Source organism: Pseudomonas sp. BIGb0381, from assembly GCF_024809815.1.
Classification (GTDB): domain Bacteria; phylum Pseudomonadota; class Gammaproteobacteria; order Pseudomonadales; family Pseudomonadaceae; genus Aquipseudomonas.
Window position 1 is genome coordinate 210,857 of sequence record NZ_JANUEN010000007.1, and the last position, 19,960, is coordinate 230,816.

Below are 19,960 nucleotides of genomic sequence, written 5' to 3' on the forward strand. Positions count from 1 at the left end.
GCTTCTCCTAGATGATTGCCGCGCATATCAGCGTAATGCCGCGGGCTTGGATCTGGTCGCGGGCCTCAAGCGGCAGGCGATCATCGGTAATAAGGGTATGGACGCTGCTCCAGGGCAGTTCCAGGTTGGGAATCTTGCGGCCGATCTTGTCGGATTCGACCATCACCACCACTTCACGGGCGACCTCGGCCATCACACGGCTCAGGCCCAGTAATTCGTTGAAGGTGGTGGTGCCACGCTGCAGATCGATGCCGTCGGCGCCGATGAACAGTTGATCAAAGTCGTAGGAACGCAATACCTGCTCGGCGACCTGGCCCTGGAACGAGTCCGAATGCGGGTCCCAGGTGCCGCCGGTCATCAACAGCACCGGCTCGTGTTCCAGTTCGCTCAAGGCGCTGGCCACGTGCAGGGAGTTGGTCATGACCACGAGGCCGGGCTGATGGCCCAGTTCCGGGATCATGGCGGCGGTGGTGCTGCCGCTGTCGATGATGATGCGGGCGTGTTCACGCAGACGCGTCACGGCAGCAAGGGCTATCGCACGCTTGTAGGCCGAGATTGGCTGGGCGGGGTCGCCCACCAGTTCCTGAGGCATGGTGATCGCACCACCGTAGCGGCGCAGCAACAGGCCGTTACTTTCTAGGGCGGCCAAGTCCTTGCGGATAGTGACTTCCGAGGTTTCGAAACGCTTGGCCAATTCGTCCACGCTGACTTCGCCCTGTTCGTTGAGCAAGGTCAGGATGTTGTGGCGCCGTTGGGGTGTATTTCGTTTCGACATGGTGATGATAAGTTTCGTTTCGAAAGATAACGAAAGCAATCAAAACCTATTGGCAAGATATCGTCAAGCGTCGGAACCAGATTTTTCGAACAACACACGACAAATGTGGGAAGGGGCGAGCCCCCGATTGCGGTAGATCGGTCGACTAAAACATTGACTGGAAATCCGCCATCGGGGGCGAGCCCCCTCCCACATTTGGATAGCACTGCTGATGAGGCTGTGGATAACTCAGGTCTTTTTGATTTTGACCGGGCGTTTCCAGCCGTCGATATTGCGTTGGCGGGCGCGGGCCACGGCCAGCTGGGACTTATCCACATCCTGGTTGATGGTTGAGCCCGCTGCCGTATTCGAACCATCGCCGATCGTCACAGGTGCAATCAGCGAGTTGTTGGAACCGATGAATACGTCCTCACCAATCGTCGTCTGGTACTTGTTGGCACCGTCGTAGTTGCAGGTGATTGCGCCAGCGCCGATGTTGCTGCGTGCACCAATCACCGCATCACCGAGGTAGGCCAGGTGGCCGGCCTTTGCGTCGTCGCCCATCCGTGCGTTCTTCAATTCGACAAAATTACCGACGTGCGCCCTGGCGCCCATCACGGTGCCCGGACGCAACCGCGCAAACGGTCCGGCATCGCTGCCCTCGCCCATCACGGCACCGTCGATATGGCTGTTGGCCTTGATCACCACGCCCTTGCGCAGGGTGCTGTCCTTGATCACGCAGTTCGGGCCGATGACCACGTCGTCTTCGATGATCACGCGGCCTTCGAGGACCACGTTGATATCGATCAGTACGTCGCGGCCCACGCTGACCTCACCGCGTACATCGAATCGAGCCGGGTCGCGCAGGGTCACGCCCTGGGCCATCAGGCGGCGGCCTTCACGCAGTTGGTAGTGACGTTCGAGCTCTGCAAGCTGCTTGCGATCATTGGCGCCCTGCACTTCCATTGGGTCGTGAGGCTGTTCGGTGGCGACCAGCAGGCCATCACTCACGGCCATCTCGATCACATCGGTGAGGTAGTACTCGCCCTGGGCGTTGTTGTTGGACAGACGGCTCATCCAGTCGGCGAGCTTATTGGCAGGCACGGCGAGAATACCGGTGTTGCCTTCGGTGATAGCCCGCTGGGCTTCACTGGCGTCCTTGTGCTCGACGATCGCCGCGACCTTGCCGTCGGCACCGCGCACGATGCGCCCGTAACCGGTGGGGTCATCCAGCTCAACGGTGAGCAGGCCCATCTGGCCGGGCACCACATGCTTGAGCAGGCGTTGCAGGGTTTCCACTTCGATCAGCGGCACGTCACCGTAGAGGATCAGCACGGTGTCGGCGGTAATGAACGGCACAGCTTGCGCGGTGGCGTGGCCGGTTCCCAGTTGTTTGTCCTGCAATACGAAATTCAGGTCATCCGCAGCCAGGCGTTCGCGCACCACATCGGCGCCATGGCCGATCACTACGTGGATACGTTGTGGGTCCAACTGGCGAGCGCTGTGGATAACATGCCCAAGCATGGAATTACCCGCGACAGGGTGCAGCACCTTGGGCAGGGCCGAACGCATGCGGGTGCCTTGGCCTGCGGCGAGAATGACGATTTCAAGAGACATGAATGGCTACCAATCCTGGGCGGTCCGGCTTCAGACCAGAGATGTGTTTTGCTAAATAAAGAAAAAGGGTAGCCGAGGCTACCCTTTTTAATCAATCGCGCATAAGCATCACGGCGTGGCCGCTTACTTCTTGCGGATCTGCTGGAGCGTGCGCAGCTGAGCTGCAGCCTCGGCCAGACGTACAGCAGCAGCGCTGTAGTCGAAGTCCGCACCCTTTTCGTTCAGGGCCTTCTCGGCAGCCTTGACGGCTTCCTGAGCGGAGGCTTCATCCAGATCGCCAGCACGTTGCACGGTGTCGGCAAGTACCTTGACCATGTTCGGCTGAACCTCGAGGAAACCACCGGAGATGTAAAACACCTCACGTTCCCCGCCTTGCTTGGTCAGAGTGATCGGACCTGGCTTCAAGCTGGTGATCAGCGGTGCGTGGCCCATGGCGATACCAAGATCACCCAGGTCACCGTGCGCTGTCACAAACTCCACCAGACCGGAGAAGATTTCCCCTTCCGCGCTGACGATATCGCAATGGACTGTCATAGCCATCTGATTGCCTCAACCTGATGAGCGCCCGTTTCCGGGCGCTTGGATTACAGTTTCTTGGCTTTCTCGATCGCTTCTTCGATGCCGCCGACCATGTAGAACGCTTGTTCTGGCAGGTGGTCGTAGTCACCGTTGAGGATGCCTTTGAAGCCAGCAATGGTGTCTTTCAGGGAAACGTATTTACCCGAAGCACCGGTGAAGACTTCAGCCACGAAGAACGGCTGCGACAAGAAGCGCTGGATCTTACGAGCACGGTTTACCAACTGCTTGTCGGCTTCCGACAGCTCGTCCATACCCAGGATCGCAATGATGTCCTTCAGTTCTTTGTAACGCTGCAGCACGTACTGAACGCCGCGAGCGGTGTCGTAGTGCTCCTGGCCGATCACGTTCGGGTCCAGCTGGCGCGAAGTCGAGTCGAGTGGATCGACCGCTGGGTAGATACCCAGGGAAGCGATGTCACGGGACAGAACGACGGTGGCGTCCAAGTGGGCGAAGGTGGTCGCAGGCGATGGGTCGGTCAAGTCATCCGCAGGTACGTATACCGCTTGGATCGAAGTGATCGAACCTTCCTTGGTCGAAGTGATACGTTCTTGCAGAACGCCCATCTCTTCAGCCAGGGTCGGCTGGTAACCTACTGCGGAAGGCATACGGCCCAGCAGTGCGGATACTTCAGTACCGGCCAGGGTGTAACGGTAGATGTTGTCGACGAACAGCAGAACGTCGTTACCTTCGTCACGGAACTTCTCGGCCATGGTCAGGCCAGTCAGTGCTACGCGCAGACGGTTTCCCGGCGGCTCGTTCATCTGACCGTAAACCAGTGCCACTTTGTCCAGAACGTTGGAGTCCTTCATCTCGTGGTAGAAGTCGTTACCCTCACGAGTACGCTCACCCACACCGGCGAACACGGAATAACCGCTGTGCTCGATGGCGATGTTACGGATCAGTTCCATCATGTTTACGGTCTTGCCTACACCGGCACCACCGAACAGACCGACTTTACCGCCCTTGGCGAACGGGCAAACCAGGTCGATAACCTTGATGCCGGTTTCCAGCAGGTCGTTGCCGCCAGCTTGTTCCGCGAACGAAGGTGCTGGACGGTGAATGCCCCAGCGCTCTTCGGTGTCGATCGGGCCAGCTTCGTCAATCGGGTTGCCCAGTACGTCCATGATCCGGCCCAGGGTCGCTTTACCGACCGGTACGGAGATGGCTGCGCCAGAGTCGATTACGTCCAGACCGCGCTTCAAGCCTTCGGTGGAACCCATCGCAATGGTACGAACTACGCCGTCGCCCAGCTGCTGCTGAACTTCCAGAGTAGTTTCCGCGCCTTGTACTTTCAGCGCGTTGTAGATGCTCGGTACGCTGTCGCGTGGAAATTCCACGTCGATAACGGCGCCGATGATTTGAACGATACGTCCGCTACTCATAGCTGGATCCTCTGAATATTTGAACCGTTAAACCGCGGCAGCGCCGCCGACGATTTCCGAGATCTCTTGGGTGATCGCAGCCTGACGCGCCTTGTTGTAGATCAGCTGCAAATCGCTGATCAGATCACCGGCGTTATCGGTAGCGTTTTTCATCGCGATCATCCGCGCCGCTTGTTCAGCTGCGTTGTTCTCGACCACCGCCTGGTACACCTGCGACTCCACGTAGCGCACCATCAAGCCGTCAAGCAGCTCTTTGGCGTCTGGTTCGTAGAGGTAGTCCCAGTGGTGCTTGAGTTCCTGATCCGGAGTCGCCACCAGTGGAATCAATTGCTCCACGGTTGGCTGCTGGGTCATGGTGTTGATGAACTTGTTGGATACCACGGAGAGGCGGTCAATCCGGCCTTCCAGGTACGCATCCAGCATCACCTTCACACTGCCGATCAAATCATTGATCGACGGCTCTTCACCCAGGTGGCTGATAGCTGCAACGACGTTACCGCCGAAGTTGCGGAAAAAGGCCGCACCCTTGCTACCAACAACACACAGATCGATCTCGACGCCGTTTTCGCGGTTTACCGCCATGTCCTTGACCAGGGCCTTGAACAGGTTGGTATTCAAACCACCGCACAAACCACGGTCACTGCTCACTACCACATAACCCACACGCTTGACGGCGCGTTCGATCATGAATGGGTGGCGGTATTCCGGGTTGGCGTTGGCCAGATGCCCAATTACCTGGCGGATACGCTCCGCATAAGGACGGCTAGCAGCCATGCGCATTTGTGCCTTGCGCATTTTGCTGACCGCCACTTTTTCCATGGCGCTGGTAATTTTTTGCGTGCTTTTGATGCTCGCAATCTTACTGCGAATCTCTTTTGCGCCTGCCATGTAACACCTATCAGGTTAGCAAGCGGGAGCCTTGCGGCTCCCGCTGCGGCTTACCAGGTTTGGGTGGCCTTGAACTTCTCGATACCGGCTTTCATGCCAGCGTCGATATCGTCATTGAAGTCACCCTTCACGTTGATCTTCGCCATCAATTCGGCGTGATCGCGGTTGAAGTAAGCAATCAGCGCTTGTTCAAAGCTGCCGACCTTGGCGATTTCAACGTCGGTCAGGAACCCACGCTCAGCGGCATACAGCGACAACGCCATGTCAGCGATCGACATTGGGGCGTATTGCTTCTGCTTCATCAGCTCGGTAACGCGCTGACCATGCTCAAGTTGCTTACGGGTCGCTTCGTCCAGGTCAGAAGCGAACTGGGCGAATGCCGCCAGTTCACGGTACTGAGCCAGAGCGGTACGGATACCACCGGAGAGCTTCTTGATGATCTTGGTCTGAGCGGCACCACCCACACGGGATACCGAAACACCGGCGTTCACTGCAGGGCGGATGCCCGAGTTGAACATGGCCGATTCCAGGAAGATCTGACCGTCGGTGATGGAAATCACGTTGGTCGGAACGAACGCGGAAACGTCGCCAGCCTGGGTTTCGATGATCGGCAGCGCGGTCAGGGAACCGGTTTTGCCGGTCACTGCGCCGTTGGTGAACTTCTCTACGTACTCTTCCGAAACGCGGGATGCGCGCTCCAGCAGACGGGAGTGGAGATAGAACACGTCGCCTGGGTAAGCTTCACGGCCTGGTGGACGGCGCAGCAGCAGGGAAATCTGGCGGTAAGCCACTGCTTGCTTGGACAGATCGTCATAAACGATCAGCGCGTCTTCACCGCGGTCGCGGAAGAATTCACCCATGGTGCAACCGGAGTACGGTGCCAGGAATTGCAGCGCAGGAGATTCCGAAGCACTGGCAGCCACGATGATCGTGTTGGCCAGGGCGCCGTTTTCTTCCAGCTTGCGAACCACGTTGGCGATGGTCGATTGCTTCTGACCGATCGCTACGTAGACGCAGAAAATGCCGCTGTTCTTCTGGTTGATGATCGCGTCGATCGCCAGAGCGGTTTTACCGATCTGACGGTCACCGATGATCAGCTCACGCTGGCCACGGCCGACAGGGATCATGGCATCGACAGCCTTGTAGCCAGTCTGTACAGGCTGGTCTACCGACTTACGCCAGATCACGCCTGGAGCAACTTTCTCGACCGCGTCGGTCTCGGTGTTGCCCAGTGGACCTTTACCGTCAACAGGGTTACCCAGTGCGTCGACTACGCGACCCAGCAGTTCCTTACCAACCGGAACCTCCAGGATGCGGCCTGTGCACTTGGCGCTCATGCCTTCAGCCAGACTGGTGTACGCGCCCAATACAACGGCACCTACGGAGTCTTGCTCCAGGTTGAGGGCCATACCGAAGACGCCGCCCGGAAACTCGATCATCTCGCCGTACATAACGTCGGCCAGACCGTGAATCCGCACGATGCCGTCAGATACGCTGACGACAGTGCCTTCGTTACGGGCTTGGGAGGTCACATCGAGCTTGTCGATGCGGCCCTTGATAATTTCACTTATTTCGGAAGGATTGAGTTGCTGCATTGCTCTGCTGCCCCTTCAAACTCAAGATTTCAATGCTTCGGCAAGATTCGCGAGTTTGCCGCGAATCGAGCCATCGATAACCAGGTCGCCGGCGCGAATGACAACACCCCCAATGAGGGATGGGTCTTCCGCAACTTGCAGGCGCACTTCCCGGTCGAGTCGTGCACTGAGAACCTTGGCGAGTTTGTCTTGCTGTTCTTGGTTCAATGCAAAAGCACTGGTCACTTCAACGTCTACCGATTTCTCTTGCTCGGCCTTGTACAGGTCGAACAGAGCGGCAATCTCCGGCAAAAGCAGGAGACGGTCGTTTTCGGCGATGACGTTGATGAAGTTCTGCACTTTCACATCAAACTTGTCGCCGCACACTTCAATAAAAGTGGCGGCCTTGTCTGCGCTCGTCAGTCGCGGGGCCTTGAGCACGCGCTGCATGGTGTCGTCTTGCGACACTGCTGCAGCCAGGCCGAGCATGGCTGACCAAGAGGCCAGCTGCTGGTGGGCCTGGGCGTGCTCGAAGGCTGCCTTAGCGTAAGGTCGGGCCAACGTGGTCAATTCTGCCATGATCGCCCTCGCTTAAATTTCAGCAGCCAGTTTGTTAACCAGCTCCGCGTGCGCGTTTTGATCAATTGTGGCACCCAGGATCTTCTCAGCACCGCCGACGGCCAGAGCACCCAATTGGGCACGCAGCGCATCTTTGACACCGTTCAGTTCCTGCTCGATCTCGGCTTGAGCCTGAACCTTCACACGGTCAGCGTCGATACGGGCTTTTTCAACAGCCTCTTCAACGATCTGGTTACCGCGTTTCTTGGCTTGCTCAATGATTTCGGCTGCTTGAGCTTTCGCTTCGCGCAGTTGCTGACCCGCTTTATCTTGGGCCAACTCCAGGTCGCGAGCTGCTCGTGCGGCAGCGTCCAGTCCATCCGCGATCTTCTTTTGACGTTCGTGCAAAGCCGCGATGACCGGAGGCCATACGAACTTCATGCAGAAAACGACAAAAATCAAGAACGCTAAGGACTGACCAATAATGGTTGCATTAATGTTCACGCCAATACCTCGCTCATTCGTTGCACAACACACCAATCACTCGAGAAACGAGTGATTAACCGGCGAGTTGACCAACGAAGGGGTTCGCGAAGGTGAAGAACAGAGCGATACCAACGCCGATCATGGTCACGGCGTCGAGCAGGCCGGCAACGATGAACATTTTAACTTGCAGCATTGGAACCATTTCTGGCTGACGCGCTGCGCCTTCCAGGAACTTGCCGCCCAGCAGGCCGAAACCAATGGCAGTACCCAGGGCGCCCAGGCCGATCAACAGTGCAACAGCGATAGCGGTTAGACCAACTACAGTTTCCATCTTTCCTCCCGACTTTTACGTCGTATGGTTTAGGTTTTTTAGATTTTAAAGCGGTAAAACAAATCGTTTCATAGCCCTGGTGGGCCACCTTCCCGTTTCACCGGGAAGGACATCAGACTAGTCGAGACTGGTCTTAATGGTTCTCTTCGTGCGCCATCGACAGGTAGACGATGGTCAGCATCATGAAGATGAAGGCCTGCAGGGTGATGATCAGGATGTGGAACACAGCCCACGCCCACTGCAGAACAATGCCCAGGCCGCTAAGCCAGAGCAGGCCGCTGCCGAACATCACAGCGATCAGAATGAACACCAGCTCGCCGGCATACATGTTGCCGAACAGTCGCAGGGCCAGGGAGATCGGCTTGGCGATCAGGGTGACGAATTCCAGCAGGAAGTTCACCGGGATCAGCAGGGCTTGAACGAAGATGTTCTTGCTGCCGAACGGGTGCAGGGTCAGTTCGCCAATGAAGCCGCCGATGCCCTTGATCTTGATGCTGTAGAAAATAATCAACGCAAATACCGACAGGGCCATGCCCAAGGTAGCGTTCGGGTCAGTGGTCGATACGGCACGGAATGGAATGTGCGGATCGCCGGAAATCGCCATGGCCAGCTGAGGAATCCAGTCAACCGGGATCAGGTCGACGGCGTTCATCAGGAACACCCAGACGAAGATGGTCAGTGCCAGCGGTGCAATCACCGGGCTACGGCCATGGAAGCTGTCTTTCACGCTGCCATCGACGAATTCGACCAATACTTCAACGAAGTTCTGCAAAGCACCTGGCTGACCGGAAGTTGCCTTCTTTGCCGCCATGCGGAAAATCAGGACGAAGATCAGACCCAAAGCGACCGACCAGCCCAGAGTATCCAGGTGGAAAGCCCAGAAGCCCATTTCTTTGGCCTCTGCTGCGGAGTGGGCAAAGCCCCAGCCGCCGTTGGGAAGCTGACCGAAGGTCAGGTTCTGCAAGTGGTGCTGGATATAGCCCGAAGCGGTTGTTTCTGCCATGGTTGCCTCAAACGCCCTAAGGTTTCGAAAGTCTTGTTTTCATTAGCAGGGGAGCGAACCAGCTGACCAGTTGGGTCAACACGAAGACGCCGAATACAGCCAGCGGCGCCAATGGCTTCACACCTGCAAAGGTCAGTGCAAACAGCACTGCCGTCAAAATCAGTTTCCCCGCCTCGCCGGCATAAAAAGACCGGACGATAGCCTGGGCTGCTCGGGCGCCGGAAAACCGAAAGGCCCTGTGAGCAAAATACATATTGGGCAGCAAGGCTATCAGGCCTCCGCAAAGTCCTGAATATCCGGCTACGACTCCATGCCAGTACCAAAGCGCCAATGCGGCGATCAGCAAAATGACAAATTGAGCCAATAAAACCGGAAAAACAGCCAAGCGATGGAAGGGCGACGTGTTTGGCGTGCGGGTTTCCATCACTCTTGCTCCTCAATAGTCGGCTGCCGGAAATCAATAACTTGGCATAATTTGTGCCGACAAAATGCGCGCAGAGTATAGGGGCGGTTCTGCCCCTATTCAACTGCCGGGTAGTGATTTCCGATCACGCGCTACATAAGCAAATGTTTCAGCGGATGTGGGCAAGGACGCCCTGAAGCTCATCAAGGGAGTTATATCCGATGACCAATTGTCCTTTGCCTTTCTTGCCGTGGCGAATTTGTACCGCAGAGCCCAGGCGCTCGGCCAGGCGCTGCTCCAGGCGCGCAATATCCGGATCAGGTTTGGCCGCTTCGACCGGTGCAGGTTTGCCGCTGAGCCACTGGCGAACCAGGGCCTCGGTCTGACGAACGGTGAGCCCTCGTGCGACAACGTGTCGCGCCCCTTCAACCTGTTGATTTTCCGGTAACCCGAGCAAAGCACGGGCGTGACCCATCTCGAGGTCGCCATGGGACAACATGGTCTTGATGACCTCCGGCAGCGCGATCAGGCGCAGCAAGTTGGACACGGTGACACGGGATTTACCCACGGCCTCGGCGACCTGTTGCTGGGTCAGCTGGAACTCCTGCTGCAAACGCTGCAGGGCGATCGCTTCTTCGATCGGGTTGAGGTCTTCACGCTGGATGTTCTCGATCAACGCCATGGCGATGGCGGTTTCATCCGTTACATCGCGCACCATCGCCGGGATGGTGTCCTTGCCGGCCTGCTGGCTGGCCCGCCAGCGGCGTTCACCGGCGATGATTTCAAAGCGGCCGCCGCCGATCGGGCGAACCACAATCGGCTGCATCACGCCCTGAGCCTTGATCGAATTGGCCAGTTCTTCCAGCGCCTGGGGATCCATGTCCCGGCGTGGCTGATATTTGCCGCGCTGGATCAGGTCCAGGGGCAGGTGCTGCAGCTCACGTTCGTCAGCCTGCACCGCCTGTTCTTCAAGCGATGTGACGGTCGGACCACTCAACAGTGCATCCAGTCCACGTCCGAGACCTCGTTTCTTGACGGCCATGGGGATTCCTTAAGTTGGCTGGGCTGCAGCGGTGCGTGAGTTGCGGCGTTGACGACGAACCATCTCGCCGGCCAATGCCAGGTAGGCAATGGCACCACGCGAAGTCTTGTCGTACGCCAACGCCGGCATGCCATAGCTCGGCGCTTCGGCCAAGCGGATGTTACGTGGGATCACGGTGTCGTACAGCTGCTCGCCAAAGTGTTCCTTGAGCTGGGCCGACACATCGTTCATCAGGCTCAGCCGCGGGTCGAACATGGTGCGCAGCAGGCCTTCGATCTGCAGGTTCGGGTTGAGCAACTCGGCGATACGCTTGATGTTATCCACAAGGTCGCTCAACCCTTCCAGCGCGTAGTACTCGCACTGCATGGGAATAATCACCCCATCGGCCGCCACCAGTGCGTTAAGCGTGAGCATCGACAGCGACGGTGGGCAGTCGATCAAAATGTAGTCGTAGTTCTCGCGGATCGGTGCCAAAGCGCTGCGCAGACGGCTCTCCTTCATCTGCATTTCCAGCAGCACCACTTCCGCCGCGGTCAAATCGCGGTTGGCCGGCAGCAGTTGATAACCGCCATGCTCGGAGTAGTGCATGGCCTGGGCCAGGTCGCACTCGCCAATCAGCAAGTCGTAGACCGAGTTTTCCAAGCCGTGTTTATCCACACCGCTACCCATGGTGGCGTTGCCCTGTGGATCGAGATCGATCAACAGCACCCGGCGCTTGGTGGCGACCAGAGATGCTGCGAGGTTGATGCAGGTGGTGGTTTTGCCCACGCCACCTTTCTGGTTCGCTATCGCGAATACCTTAGCCATTCTTGCTCGTGTTCCCAATCATGCCGTGCGGCGCAGTATCAGCAGATGGCGTTGGCCTTGGCAACCGGGTACGGCCAAGGCGTGTTCGCTATCGAGGTGGAAGTCTGCCGGCAATGCTAACAGCTCATCGCTTGGATGGACGCCCTTCATTGCCAGCCAGCGGGTGTCACGGTCGCCCAGGTGACGGGTCCAGTTGCTGAAGTTCTCCATGCTGCTGAACGCCCGGGAAACAATTCCGTTGAAGGGCAGTTCAGGCGTGAAGGCTTCGACGCGACTGTGGATAACTTGCAGGTTATCCAGCTTGAGCTCGAGTTTGACCTGGGTCAGGAAACGAGTTTTCTTGCCGTTGCTGTCCAGGCAGGTCACCTGCGACTCGGGAAACAGGATAGCCAGTGGAATGCCAGGCATACCGCCACCACTGCCCACGTCAAGCCAACGACCGTTTTCGATAAATGGCATCACGCTCAGGCTGTCGAGCAAGTGACGGGAAACCATTTCGTCGGGATCACGCACGGCCGTCAGGTTGTAAGCCTTGTTCCATTTGATCAACAGGGCCAGGTAACCCAACAGCAAATCGTGCTGGGCTTCGGTCAAGTCCACGCCCAACTGGCGCGCACCTGTGGATAACTCTTCGGCGTGTTGCGAGGTGACCAACGAACTCAAGCGCTTTGCTCCAACTGACGGCCCGCGCCGCGTTTTTTCAAGTGAATCATCAACAGCGAAATGGCTGCCGGGGTGACGCCGGGGATACGTGAAGCCTGGCCGAGCGTTTCGGGGCGAGTTATCCCCAGCTTGCTTTGGATTTCTTTCGACAATCCGGAAATGCCGGTGTAGTCGATATCCACAGGCAGCTTGGTGTCTTCACTGGCGCGCAGACGAGCGATCTCGTCCTGCTGGCGGTCAATGTAACCGGCATACTTGGTTTTGATTTCGACCTGCTCGGCAACCTGTGGATCATCTGCGCCGCCGCCGGTCACTTCGACCAGACCCGCGTAATCGATCTCCGGGCGGGACAGCAGGTTCAGCAGGTTGTACTCGTGGGTCAGCGGCGTGCCGAATTTTTCCGCAATCGCGTCGCCCTGCTGGGTGCCCGGGCGAACCCAAGTACTTTTCAGGCGTTGCTCTTCGAGCTCGATGCTTTCGCGTTTTTTGCAGAAGGCGGCCCAACGGGCATCGTCGACCAGGCCCAGTTCACGACCTTTTTCGGTCAGGCGCAGGTCGGCGTTGTCTTCGCGCAGGATCAGGCGATATTCCGCTCGGGAAGTAAACATCCGATACGGTTCCTGGGTTCCCAGGGTAATCAGGTCATCGACCAACACGCCGATATACGCTTCATCGCGACGCGGGCACCAGCTGTCTTTGCCCTGTGCACGCAATGCGGCGTTGGTCCCGGCCAGCAAACCTTGGGCGCCGGCTTCTTCGTAACCGGTGGTGCCGTTGATTTGGCCAGCGAAGAACAGACCGCCGATCACTTTGGTTTCAAGGCTGTACTTCAGGTCACGCGGGTCGAAGTAGTCGTATTCGATGGCGTAGCCCGGTCGCACGATGTGTGCGTTTTCCATGCCGCGAATCGATTGCACGATCTGGATTTGCACATCGAACGGCAGGGAAGTGGAAATCCCGTTTGGGTACAACTCGTGGGTGGTCAGCCCTTCAGGCTCGATGAAGACCTGGTGGCTTTCCTTGTCGGCAAAGCGGTGAATCTTGTCTTCGATCGACGGGCAGTAACGCGGGCCAATCCCTTCGATCACCCCGGAGTACATCGGCGAACGGTCGAGGTTCGCGGCAATGATTTCGTGAGTTCGGGCGTTGGTGTGGGTAATCCAGCAGCTCACCTGTTTGGGGTGTTGCTCTTTGGAACCCATGAACGACATCACCGGAATCGGTGTGTCGCCGGCTTGTTCGGTCATCACCGAAAAATCCACGGAACGTCCGTCAATACGCGGCGGGGTCCCGGTTTTCAGCCGACCGACGCGCAGCGGCAATTCGCGCAGGCGTTTTGCCAGGGCAATCGACGGCGGATCACCGGCGCGGCCACCCGAATAGTTCTGCATACCGATGTGGATAAGTCCGCCGAGGAACGTACCGGTGGTCAACACCACGGATTCTGCGAAGAAACGCAGGCCCATTTGGGTGACAACACCGCGAACCACGTCCTGTTCGACGATCAAGTCATCGGCGGCTTGCTGAAATATCCACAGGTTGGGCTGGTTTTCAAGGGTTTCGCGGACCGCGGCCTTGTACAGGATGCGGTCTGCCTGGGCTCGAGTGGCACGCACGGCCGGGCCTTTGCGGCTGTTGAGCACACGAAATTGAATACCACCCTTGTCGGTGGCCTCGGCCATCACGCCACCAAGGGCATCGATTTCCTTGACCAGATGGCTTTTGCCGATCCCACCAATGGCAGGGTTGCAACTCATGGCACCGAGGGTTTCCACGTTATGCGTCAACAACAGGGTTTTTACGCCCATGCGTGCTGACGCCAGTGCTGCCTCGGTACCGGCATGACCGCCGCCGATGACGATCACTTCAAAACGGGAAGGGAAATCCACCACGCACCTCGTGCCTGCTTATGTAGGTAATCAGGAGTTGTTTGTTGAAAGGGTTTTGGAGCTTTGGCGGCAAGTATAGGGACTTCGCCCTTCCTAAAGAACCCTTTGCACAAAATTTAACCAGCTGTGGATGAATCACAGACAATAGAAATTAAAAGAGAGAAAGTTATTAAATCTTTGTTTTTATGTTTATTTCTACTGAGCACGTTTTCTGTGGATAGATCTCTACAGGCCTTTATTTACAATGTGTACAGCGATTCAAAAGTCTGTGGTCATGTGCCAATGAGGCCCTTGGATAAGTGCTTTAAGCCTGTGGATTAAACAGGTGGTTATCCACAGAGGGGTTTTTACTCAGGTTTCAAGCCCTGTTATCAACTGGGCACAGGGGCGGTTATTCACAGGGCTTAATCCACAGAACTCCGTGCAATGGTGTGAATTTCGCCCACGATGAAGCCCACCGAATCTTTCTATTGGGGGGAAGCACGTCAAAAAAGAGATCTATTGTGAGAAAACAGCGAGGCAGTTAATAATAGCGATTATCATTAACCTACCTTGTCATGCCTATGTCCCCTTCTTCACACACGGCTGCGGTTCAGAACATCTACGAGCAGCACCATTCCTGGTTGCACGGGTGGCTCAAAGGTAAGTTGCATAACGCCTGCGATGCAGCCGATGTGGCGCACGATACGTTCGTGCGCATTTTGGGTGGGCGGCATGCGGCGCAGATTGTTGAACCGCGGGACTACCTGGCGACCATCGCAAGGGGCCTGGTGATTGATCGTTATCGCCGGCATGGCATCGAGCAGGCCTACAAGCAAACCTTGGCCGAACGGCCCGAAACCACGGCCATCAGTGAAGAAGACAAGGCCATCATTATCGAGACGCTGGTGGCTGTGGATAAAGCCCTGTCCGCACTCGGCGAGCGAGCGCGACGGATCTTTCTGTTGTCGCAGATCGAGGGGCTGACTTATCAACAGATCGCCGATCAACTGCAGGTGTCGCTGACCACGGTGAAGAAGCACATGATCCGCGCATTGACTGAATGCTCGCTGATCGTGGCCAGCCTGTAATGGCCGCCCCCGATCGCAAGACCTTCGAGGCCGCTGCTAACTGGTATGTACAGTTTCAATCCCAAACGCCTACGGCTGCTGAACGCCTTGCCTGGCAACAGTGGCTCAACGGCGATCCGTCCCATCAGGCGGCATGGAACCAGATGGAGCAATTGCAGCGCAGTCTCGGCGCCCTGCCCCAGGATTTCACCCGCCGGGCATTGTCGACCACGCAACAACGTCGTCAGGTGTTGAAGTGGATGTTGGTAATGGGCGGTACCGGGTGCCTGGGGTGGAATGTTCAGCAACATACCTCCCTGGGAAATGTATGGGCCGACTACCGGACGTCTGTGGGTGAGCGCCGGCGCGTCGTATTGGCTGACGGCACACGGATTGATCTGAATACCAGCACGGCGATTGACGTGATATTCGATGGGCACCAACGTTTGATCCGGCTGCGTGAAGGCGAAGTACTTATCCACACCGGGAAGTTGGGCGGGCAGACGCCCTTTTATGTCGAAACCCGCCAAGGCAGAGTCCAGGCACTGGGTACACGGTTTACAGTGCGCCAGTTGCCGGATTCCACACGTGTCGGTGTTCTGGAGGATCGCGTAAGTGTGTCCCCTGGTGACCAGCCCGGCCATGCTCGACTGCTCGGTGCCGGTGAAAGCGCTGACTTTGATCGTCAAAACGTGGGGCTTGACCACACGTATAGCGGGTCCCAGGCAGCCTGGGTCGATGGCCAGCTGATCGTATTGGATGCTCGCCTCGGGGATGTGATCGAAGACCTTGCCCGCTACCGTCCCGGTGTCCTGAAATGCGACTTGGCTTGTGCACGTCTACGTGTTTCCGGGACCTTCCGCCTGGATTCCACCGATGCGGTACTGGCGAATCTGCAGGCAACCTTGCCTATTCAGGTGAAATACTTCACTCGCTATTGGGTTTCGGTGAAGCGAATCGCCTGATCGCAAAAAATATCCTCACAAAGGGTTATCTTTTTTTTACCTGACACGGCCCTAAAGGTAATTACGACGCCACCTTCAGGGCTTATCCACCTATGCGCCTTCGCACCAAGCTCCGCCAGCGACTTTCCTACCACGGTATGACGTGCAGCCTGCTGCTCGGCACGGCAGCCACAGCCGGTGTTTTGCTATCCAGTGACGCCATGGCCGCCAGCGCGGTGCAGCATTACGTCATTGCGGCCGGTCCCCTGGACAATGCCTTGAGTCAATTTGCCGCCAGGGCGAATGTGATTCTGTCTTTCTCGCCCCACCAAACCGCGCGCTTGAACACAACCGGGCTGGAAGGTGACTATTCGGTTGAGCAAGGTTTTGCACTGTTGCTGCAGAACTCGGGGTTACAAGCGCTGGTCCAGGCGCCTGGCAGCTATGTCCTGCAGGCCATTCCTACAGGACAACTCACGCTCGCGCCCACCACGGTCAGCACTTATCAACAGGCGGGGTTCAATCAAGAGATTGCCGGGGATGTGGGCTACAAAGCGCAAAACAGCCGTATCGGTACCAAGACCAGCACGCCTTTGTCGGAAACACCGCGTTCGGTATCGGTCGTCACCGGCCAGCGCATCAAAGACCAGAAGTCGCAGACCCTGACTGAAGTATTGGGTTACGTGCCAGGTATCTTCGCACCGCCCTTTGCTGCTGGCGACGGTCTTGCGGGGGACTTGTTCTTTATCCGCGGTTTCAATGCCACGGATTACGGCTACGGCCTGCTGCGAGATGGCCTGCGCGTACAAGGCAATCGGTACGACACCACCAGTGAGCCCTATGGCCTGGAACGGGTCGAAATCTTTCGTGGGCCTTCTTCCCTGCTGTACGGTGAAAACGCGCCTGGCGGTTTAGTGAACCTGGTGAGCAAACATCCGACTGCCACGCCGCAAGGTGAAGTGCAGCTCGGTTATGGCTCGAATAATCGGCGTCAGTTGGGTGTGGATATCTCTGGTCCACTCAACGACAGCGGCAATATCCTTGGCCGGGTTGTGATGCTTGGCCGCAAGTCTGACACGCAGACTGACCATGTTCCTGATGATCGCCTGTATATCGCGCCTTCACTGACCCTGAATTTCGACGATTTCAACACGCTCACTCTGTTGGCCAATTACCAAAAGGACCACACCAATCTCGAACTTGGCCTACCCGCTGCGGGGACCTTGCTTACAAATCCAAACGGAAAGCTGTCCAAGCACACCATGCTCGGCGACCCAGACTGGAATACGTTCGAACGTGAAGCCTGGAGCAGCGGATACGAATTCAGCCACAGCTTCAATGATGAGTGGCAGTTCCGACAGAACTCGCGGTACATGCAATCGCGCATAAACCGTCACGAAACCTGGCCGAGCACATTGAACAATGGCGGTTTCGGCACCCAACTGAACATGACGGCCTACGACCGCTACAACAAGTCGATGGTCTACTCCCTGGATAACCAGTTGGAAGGCAAATTCCAGGTCGGGGGCCTGGAAAATACGGTGCTGTTCGGCGTCAGTTATGACCGCACCTCGTTCAACCAGGATTGGGACGCAGGTTTCGCCGGAACCATCAATATGTATAACCCCGTGTACCTGCGTGAGCCGCTTACCCCGGTGGCTGTGCAAAACACCTTGCTCGAGCAGCAGATGAAGGGTGTTTATGCACAAATCCAGAGCAAGTATGACCACTGGTTGTTCCTGCTGGGCGGCCGCCAGGACTGGGTCGACAGTGATTTCCGCGACAAGGTCAACAAGGCCAGCAACACCGGCTCCGAAGACCGCAAGTTTACCTACCAGGGCGGGGTGATGTACCAGTTCGACAACGGCCTGACGCCGTACGTCAGCTACTCCACCGCATTTGTGCCTGTACAGCAGATCTCCAACGCCGGTTCACCGTTGAAGCCGATCACCAGCAGTCAGTACGAAGTGGGTGTGAAGTACGAGCCGGTCGGCTGGGATACAGCGATGACCCTGTCGGTGTATGACTTGCGCAAGGAAGACGACACCTACCTCGACGCCACCACCAACAGCTACCGCCAGGTGGGCGAAAGCCGGGCCAAAGGTGCCGAGGTCGAGGTGAACAGCAATATCACGCCCAACCTGAATGTGACCGCAGCCTACACCTACACTGACGCTCGTATTACCAAGGACTCGGCTACCTCGCTGGTTGAGGGGCATCAGATGACGGGGGTTCCGCGCAACCAGGCCTCGGCGTGGGGCAAGTACCGCTTTCTCGATGGCCAACTCAAGGGTTTGTCCCTGGGCGGCGGTGTGCGCTATTTCGACAGTACGTTTTCTTACACCCAGCCAAGCCTGTACGGAAAGCTGGATGCTGGGAGCGTCACTCTGGTGGACGCAGCCGTGGGCTATCAGATCGACAAGCACTGGTCAGTGGACGTGAACGCCAAGAATCTGTTCGACAAGGAGTATGTTTCTGGCTGCAACGACGCGGGCCGCTGCTATTGGGGTGACAGTCGTACACTGCTTGGCACTGTTTCGTACAACTGGTGAAGGATGAAGGCCTGAAGAATCAAAATATTCTTCAGGCCTTCATCGCGGGCAAGCCAGCTCCTACTTGCCGATACAGAAGCTGGAGAAGATCCGTCCCAGCAGATCATCCGAGCTGAACGCGCCGGTGATTTCTCCCAACAGCTGCTGCGCCTGACGCAAGTCCTCAGCCAACAGCTCACCAGCCCCCGCCAAGGTCAATTGAGCCCGACCGTGCTCCAACGCTGCACTTGCGTGACGCAGCGCCTCCAGATGCCTGCGACGTGCACTGAAGCTGCTTTCCGAGGTCTGCTCGTACCCCATGCAGGCCTTGAGGTGGTCGCGCAGCAACTCCAGTCCATCACCGGCCGATTTCGCACTCAGGCTGATGGTGACATGGCCATCCTCGCTGGTTTCCATCGCTATGGCTTCACCGGTCAGGTCAGCCTTATTCCGAATCAAGGTGACTTTGGACGGGTCTGGCCGTTGCTCAAGGAATTCCGGCCACAGTGCGAATGGATCTACAGCTTCCGGCGCCGTGGCATCTACCACCAGCAACACACGGTCCGCCTCACTGATAGCCTTGAGCGCACGCTCGACGCCGATCTTTTCCACCTGGTCGTCGGTGTCGCGTAAACCCGCGGTATCGACCACGTGCAACGGCATGCCATCAATGTGGATATGTTCGCGCAAAATGTCCCGGGTAGTACCGGCAATCTCGGTGACGATGGCAGCTTCTCGACCCGCCAGGGCGTTCAGCAGGCTGGATTTGCCGGCATTGGGGCGCCCAGCGATCACCACCGTCATGCCGTCGCGCAGCAACGCGCCCTGCCCGGCTTCACTCAGGACTGTGGATAATTCATCGCGGACCTTATCCAGCATCGCCAATACATGGCCATCGGCAAGGAAGTCGATTTCCTCTTCAGGAAAATCAATCGCCGCCTCGACGTAGATGCGCAGGCTTATCAACTGTTCGGTCAAGTTATGCACACGCAGGGAAAAAGCGCCCTGCAAAGAGCGCAATGCGTTGCGTGCTGCCTGTGCAGAACTGGCCTCGATCAAGTCGGCAATTGCTTCAGCCTGTGCCAGGTCGAGCTTGTCGTTAAGGAATGCCCGCTCACTGAATTCTCCAGGACGGGCCAGGCGGCAACCCAGTTGCAGGCAGCGCTGCAGCAACATATCCAGAACGATCGGGCCGCCATGCCCCTGCAATTCCAGTACGTCTTCACCCGTGAAGGAGTTGGGGCCCGGGAAATACAGGGCCAGGCCTTCGTCCAATACTTCTTCATCAGAGCCCAGGAACGGGCCGTAATGGGCATAGCGCGGCTTTAACTCTCTCCCGCTGATGGCCTTCGCGGCAATGCCGGCGAGCGGTCCGGAAATACGAACGATACCGACGCCGCCGCGACCCTGAGCGGTAGCGACAGCAGCGATGGTTTCACGAGTAGCGCTCATCAGCAGGT

Annotated in this window: 19 protein-coding genes; 3 read left to right on the plus strand and 16 right to left on the minus strand. The window is 57.3% G+C overall.

Translation table 11 applies throughout. The annotated features are described in order from the left end of the window. Nucleotides 1-7: 7 nt before the first annotated feature. The 15 genes from M2397_RS19750 to mnmG all read right to left on the minus strand — a co-directional run bounded on the left by M2397_RS19750 (nucleotide 8) and on the right by mnmG (nucleotide 13,976). Nucleotides 8-775 (minus strand): DeoR/GlpR family DNA-binding transcription regulator, encoded by a 768-nt coding sequence (locus M2397_RS19750; RefSeq protein WP_259244279.1) that lies wholly within the window; start codon nucleotides 773-775, stop codon nucleotides 8-10. Nucleotides 776-1,003: 228 nt separating this feature from the next. Then, nucleotides 1,004-2,371 (minus strand): bifunctional UDP-N-acetylglucosamine diphosphorylase/glucosamine-1-phosphate N-acetyltransferase GlmU, encoded by a 1,368-nt coding sequence (glmU, locus tag M2397_RS19755; protein ID WP_131699635.1) that lies wholly within the window; start codon nucleotides 2,369-2,371, stop codon nucleotides 1,004-1,006. A 123-nt stretch (nucleotides 2,372-2,494) separates the two neighbouring features. Then, nucleotides 2,495-2,911: a F0F1 ATP synthase subunit epsilon gene (locus M2397_RS19760; protein ID WP_003195825.1), complete on the minus strand. Its 417-nt coding sequence runs from the start codon at nucleotides 2,909-2,911 to the stop codon at nucleotides 2,495-2,497. A 44-nt stretch (nucleotides 2,912-2,955) separates the two neighbouring features. Then, complete coding sequence (atpD, locus tag M2397_RS19765) at nucleotides 2,956-4,332, minus strand: F0F1 ATP synthase subunit beta (protein WP_003177062.1); 1,377 nt, start codon at nucleotides 4,330-4,332, stop codon at nucleotides 2,956-2,958. 27 nt (nucleotides 4,333-4,359) lie between these two features. Further along, on the minus strand, nucleotides 4,360-5,220 hold the full coding sequence (atpG, locus tag M2397_RS19770; RefSeq protein WP_003195829.1) for a F0F1 ATP synthase subunit gamma: 861 nt from the start codon (nucleotides 5,218-5,220) through the stop codon (nucleotides 4,360-4,362). Nucleotides 5,221-5,270: 50 nt separating this feature from the next. Beyond that, entirely contained in the window at nucleotides 5,271-6,815 is a 1,545-nt protein-coding gene (gene atpA / locus M2397_RS19775; protein ID WP_053127456.1) for a F0F1 ATP synthase subunit alpha, read from the minus strand. A gap of 21 nt (nucleotides 6,816-6,836) precedes the next feature. Beyond that, a complete protein-coding gene (locus M2397_RS19780) occupies nucleotides 6,837-7,373 on the minus strand; it encodes a F0F1 ATP synthase subunit delta (protein ID WP_053127454.1) in 537 nt (178 codons plus the stop codon). Nucleotides 7,374-7,385: 12 nt separating this feature from the next. Further along, on the minus strand, nucleotides 7,386-7,856 hold the full coding sequence (locus M2397_RS19785; RefSeq protein ID WP_008439543.1) for a F0F1 ATP synthase subunit B: 471 nt from the start codon (nucleotides 7,854-7,856) through the stop codon (nucleotides 7,386-7,388). 55 nt (nucleotides 7,857-7,911) lie between these two features. Continuing rightward, nucleotides 7,912-8,169, minus strand: coding sequence for a F0F1 ATP synthase subunit C (atpE, locus tag M2397_RS19790; RefSeq protein WP_002555987.1), 258 nt, complete (start codon nucleotides 8,167-8,169; stop codon nucleotides 7,912-7,914). Nucleotides 8,170-8,302: 133 nt separating this feature from the next. Beyond that, the gene (gene atpB / locus M2397_RS19795) at nucleotides 8,303-9,172 is read right to left on the minus strand and encodes a F0F1 ATP synthase subunit A (protein ID WP_017736231.1); all 870 of its coding nucleotides are present in this window, start codon (nucleotides 9,170-9,172) and stop codon (nucleotides 8,303-8,305) included. Nucleotides 9,173-9,188: 16 nt separating this feature from the next. Next, a complete protein-coding gene (locus tag M2397_RS19800; RefSeq protein ID WP_131699634.1) occupies nucleotides 9,189-9,596 on the minus strand; it encodes a F0F1 ATP synthase subunit I in 408 nt (135 codons plus the stop codon). Between the two features lie 148 nt (nucleotides 9,597-9,744). Next, nucleotides 9,745-10,617 (minus strand): ParB/RepB/Spo0J family partition protein, encoded by an 873-nt coding sequence (locus M2397_RS19805; protein ID WP_131699633.1) that lies wholly within the window; start codon nucleotides 10,615-10,617, stop codon nucleotides 9,745-9,747. 9 nt (nucleotides 10,618-10,626) lie between these two features. Further along, a complete protein-coding gene (locus M2397_RS19810; RefSeq protein WP_015886651.1) occupies nucleotides 10,627-11,424 on the minus strand; it encodes a ParA family protein in 798 nt (265 codons plus the stop codon). Between the two features lie 18 nt (nucleotides 11,425-11,442). Further along, nucleotides 11,443-12,087 (minus strand): 16S rRNA (guanine(527)-N(7))-methyltransferase RsmG, encoded by a 645-nt coding sequence (gene rsmG, locus M2397_RS19815; protein ID WP_065926803.1) that lies wholly within the window; start codon nucleotides 12,085-12,087, stop codon nucleotides 11,443-11,445. Beyond that, nucleotides 12,084-13,976, minus strand: coding sequence for a tRNA uridine-5-carboxymethylaminomethyl(34) synthesis enzyme MnmG (mnmG, locus tag M2397_RS19820; protein WP_131699632.1), 1,893 nt, complete (start codon nucleotides 13,974-13,976; stop codon nucleotides 12,084-12,086). Before mnmG ends, rsmG begins: the two co-directional genes overlap by 4 nt. Before the next feature lie 563 nt (nucleotides 13,977-14,539). On the opposite strand from mnmG, the gene M2397_RS19825 reads away from it, so the two are divergent. From M2397_RS19825 to M2397_RS19835, 3 genes are all read left to right on the plus strand, one after another. Next, entirely contained in the window at nucleotides 14,540-15,046 is a 507-nt protein-coding gene (locus M2397_RS19825) for a sigma-70 family RNA polymerase sigma factor (RefSeq protein WP_259244281.1), read from the plus strand. Further along, the gene (locus M2397_RS19830; RefSeq protein ID WP_167655883.1) at nucleotides 15,046-15,990 is read left to right on the plus strand and encodes a FecR domain-containing protein; all 945 of its coding nucleotides are present in this window, start codon (nucleotides 15,046-15,048) and stop codon (nucleotides 15,988-15,990) included. Before M2397_RS19825 ends, M2397_RS19830 begins: the two co-directional genes overlap by 1 nt. A 92-nt stretch (nucleotides 15,991-16,082) precedes the next feature. Then, a complete protein-coding gene (locus M2397_RS19835; protein WP_259244282.1) occupies nucleotides 16,083-18,521 on the plus strand; it encodes a TonB-dependent siderophore receptor in 2,439 nt (812 codons plus the stop codon). A 60-nt stretch (nucleotides 18,522-18,581) separates the two neighbouring features. On the opposite strand, the gene mnmE is transcribed toward M2397_RS19835, so the two are convergent. After that, nucleotides 18,582-19,952 carry a tRNA uridine-5-carboxymethylaminomethyl(34) synthesis GTPase MnmE gene (gene mnmE / locus M2397_RS19840; protein WP_259244283.1) on the minus strand — a complete coding sequence of 457 codons (1,371 nt, stop codon included), beginning with the start codon at nucleotides 19,950-19,952 and terminating at the stop codon, nucleotides 18,582-18,584. Nucleotides 19,953-19,960 lie beyond the last annotated feature (8 nt).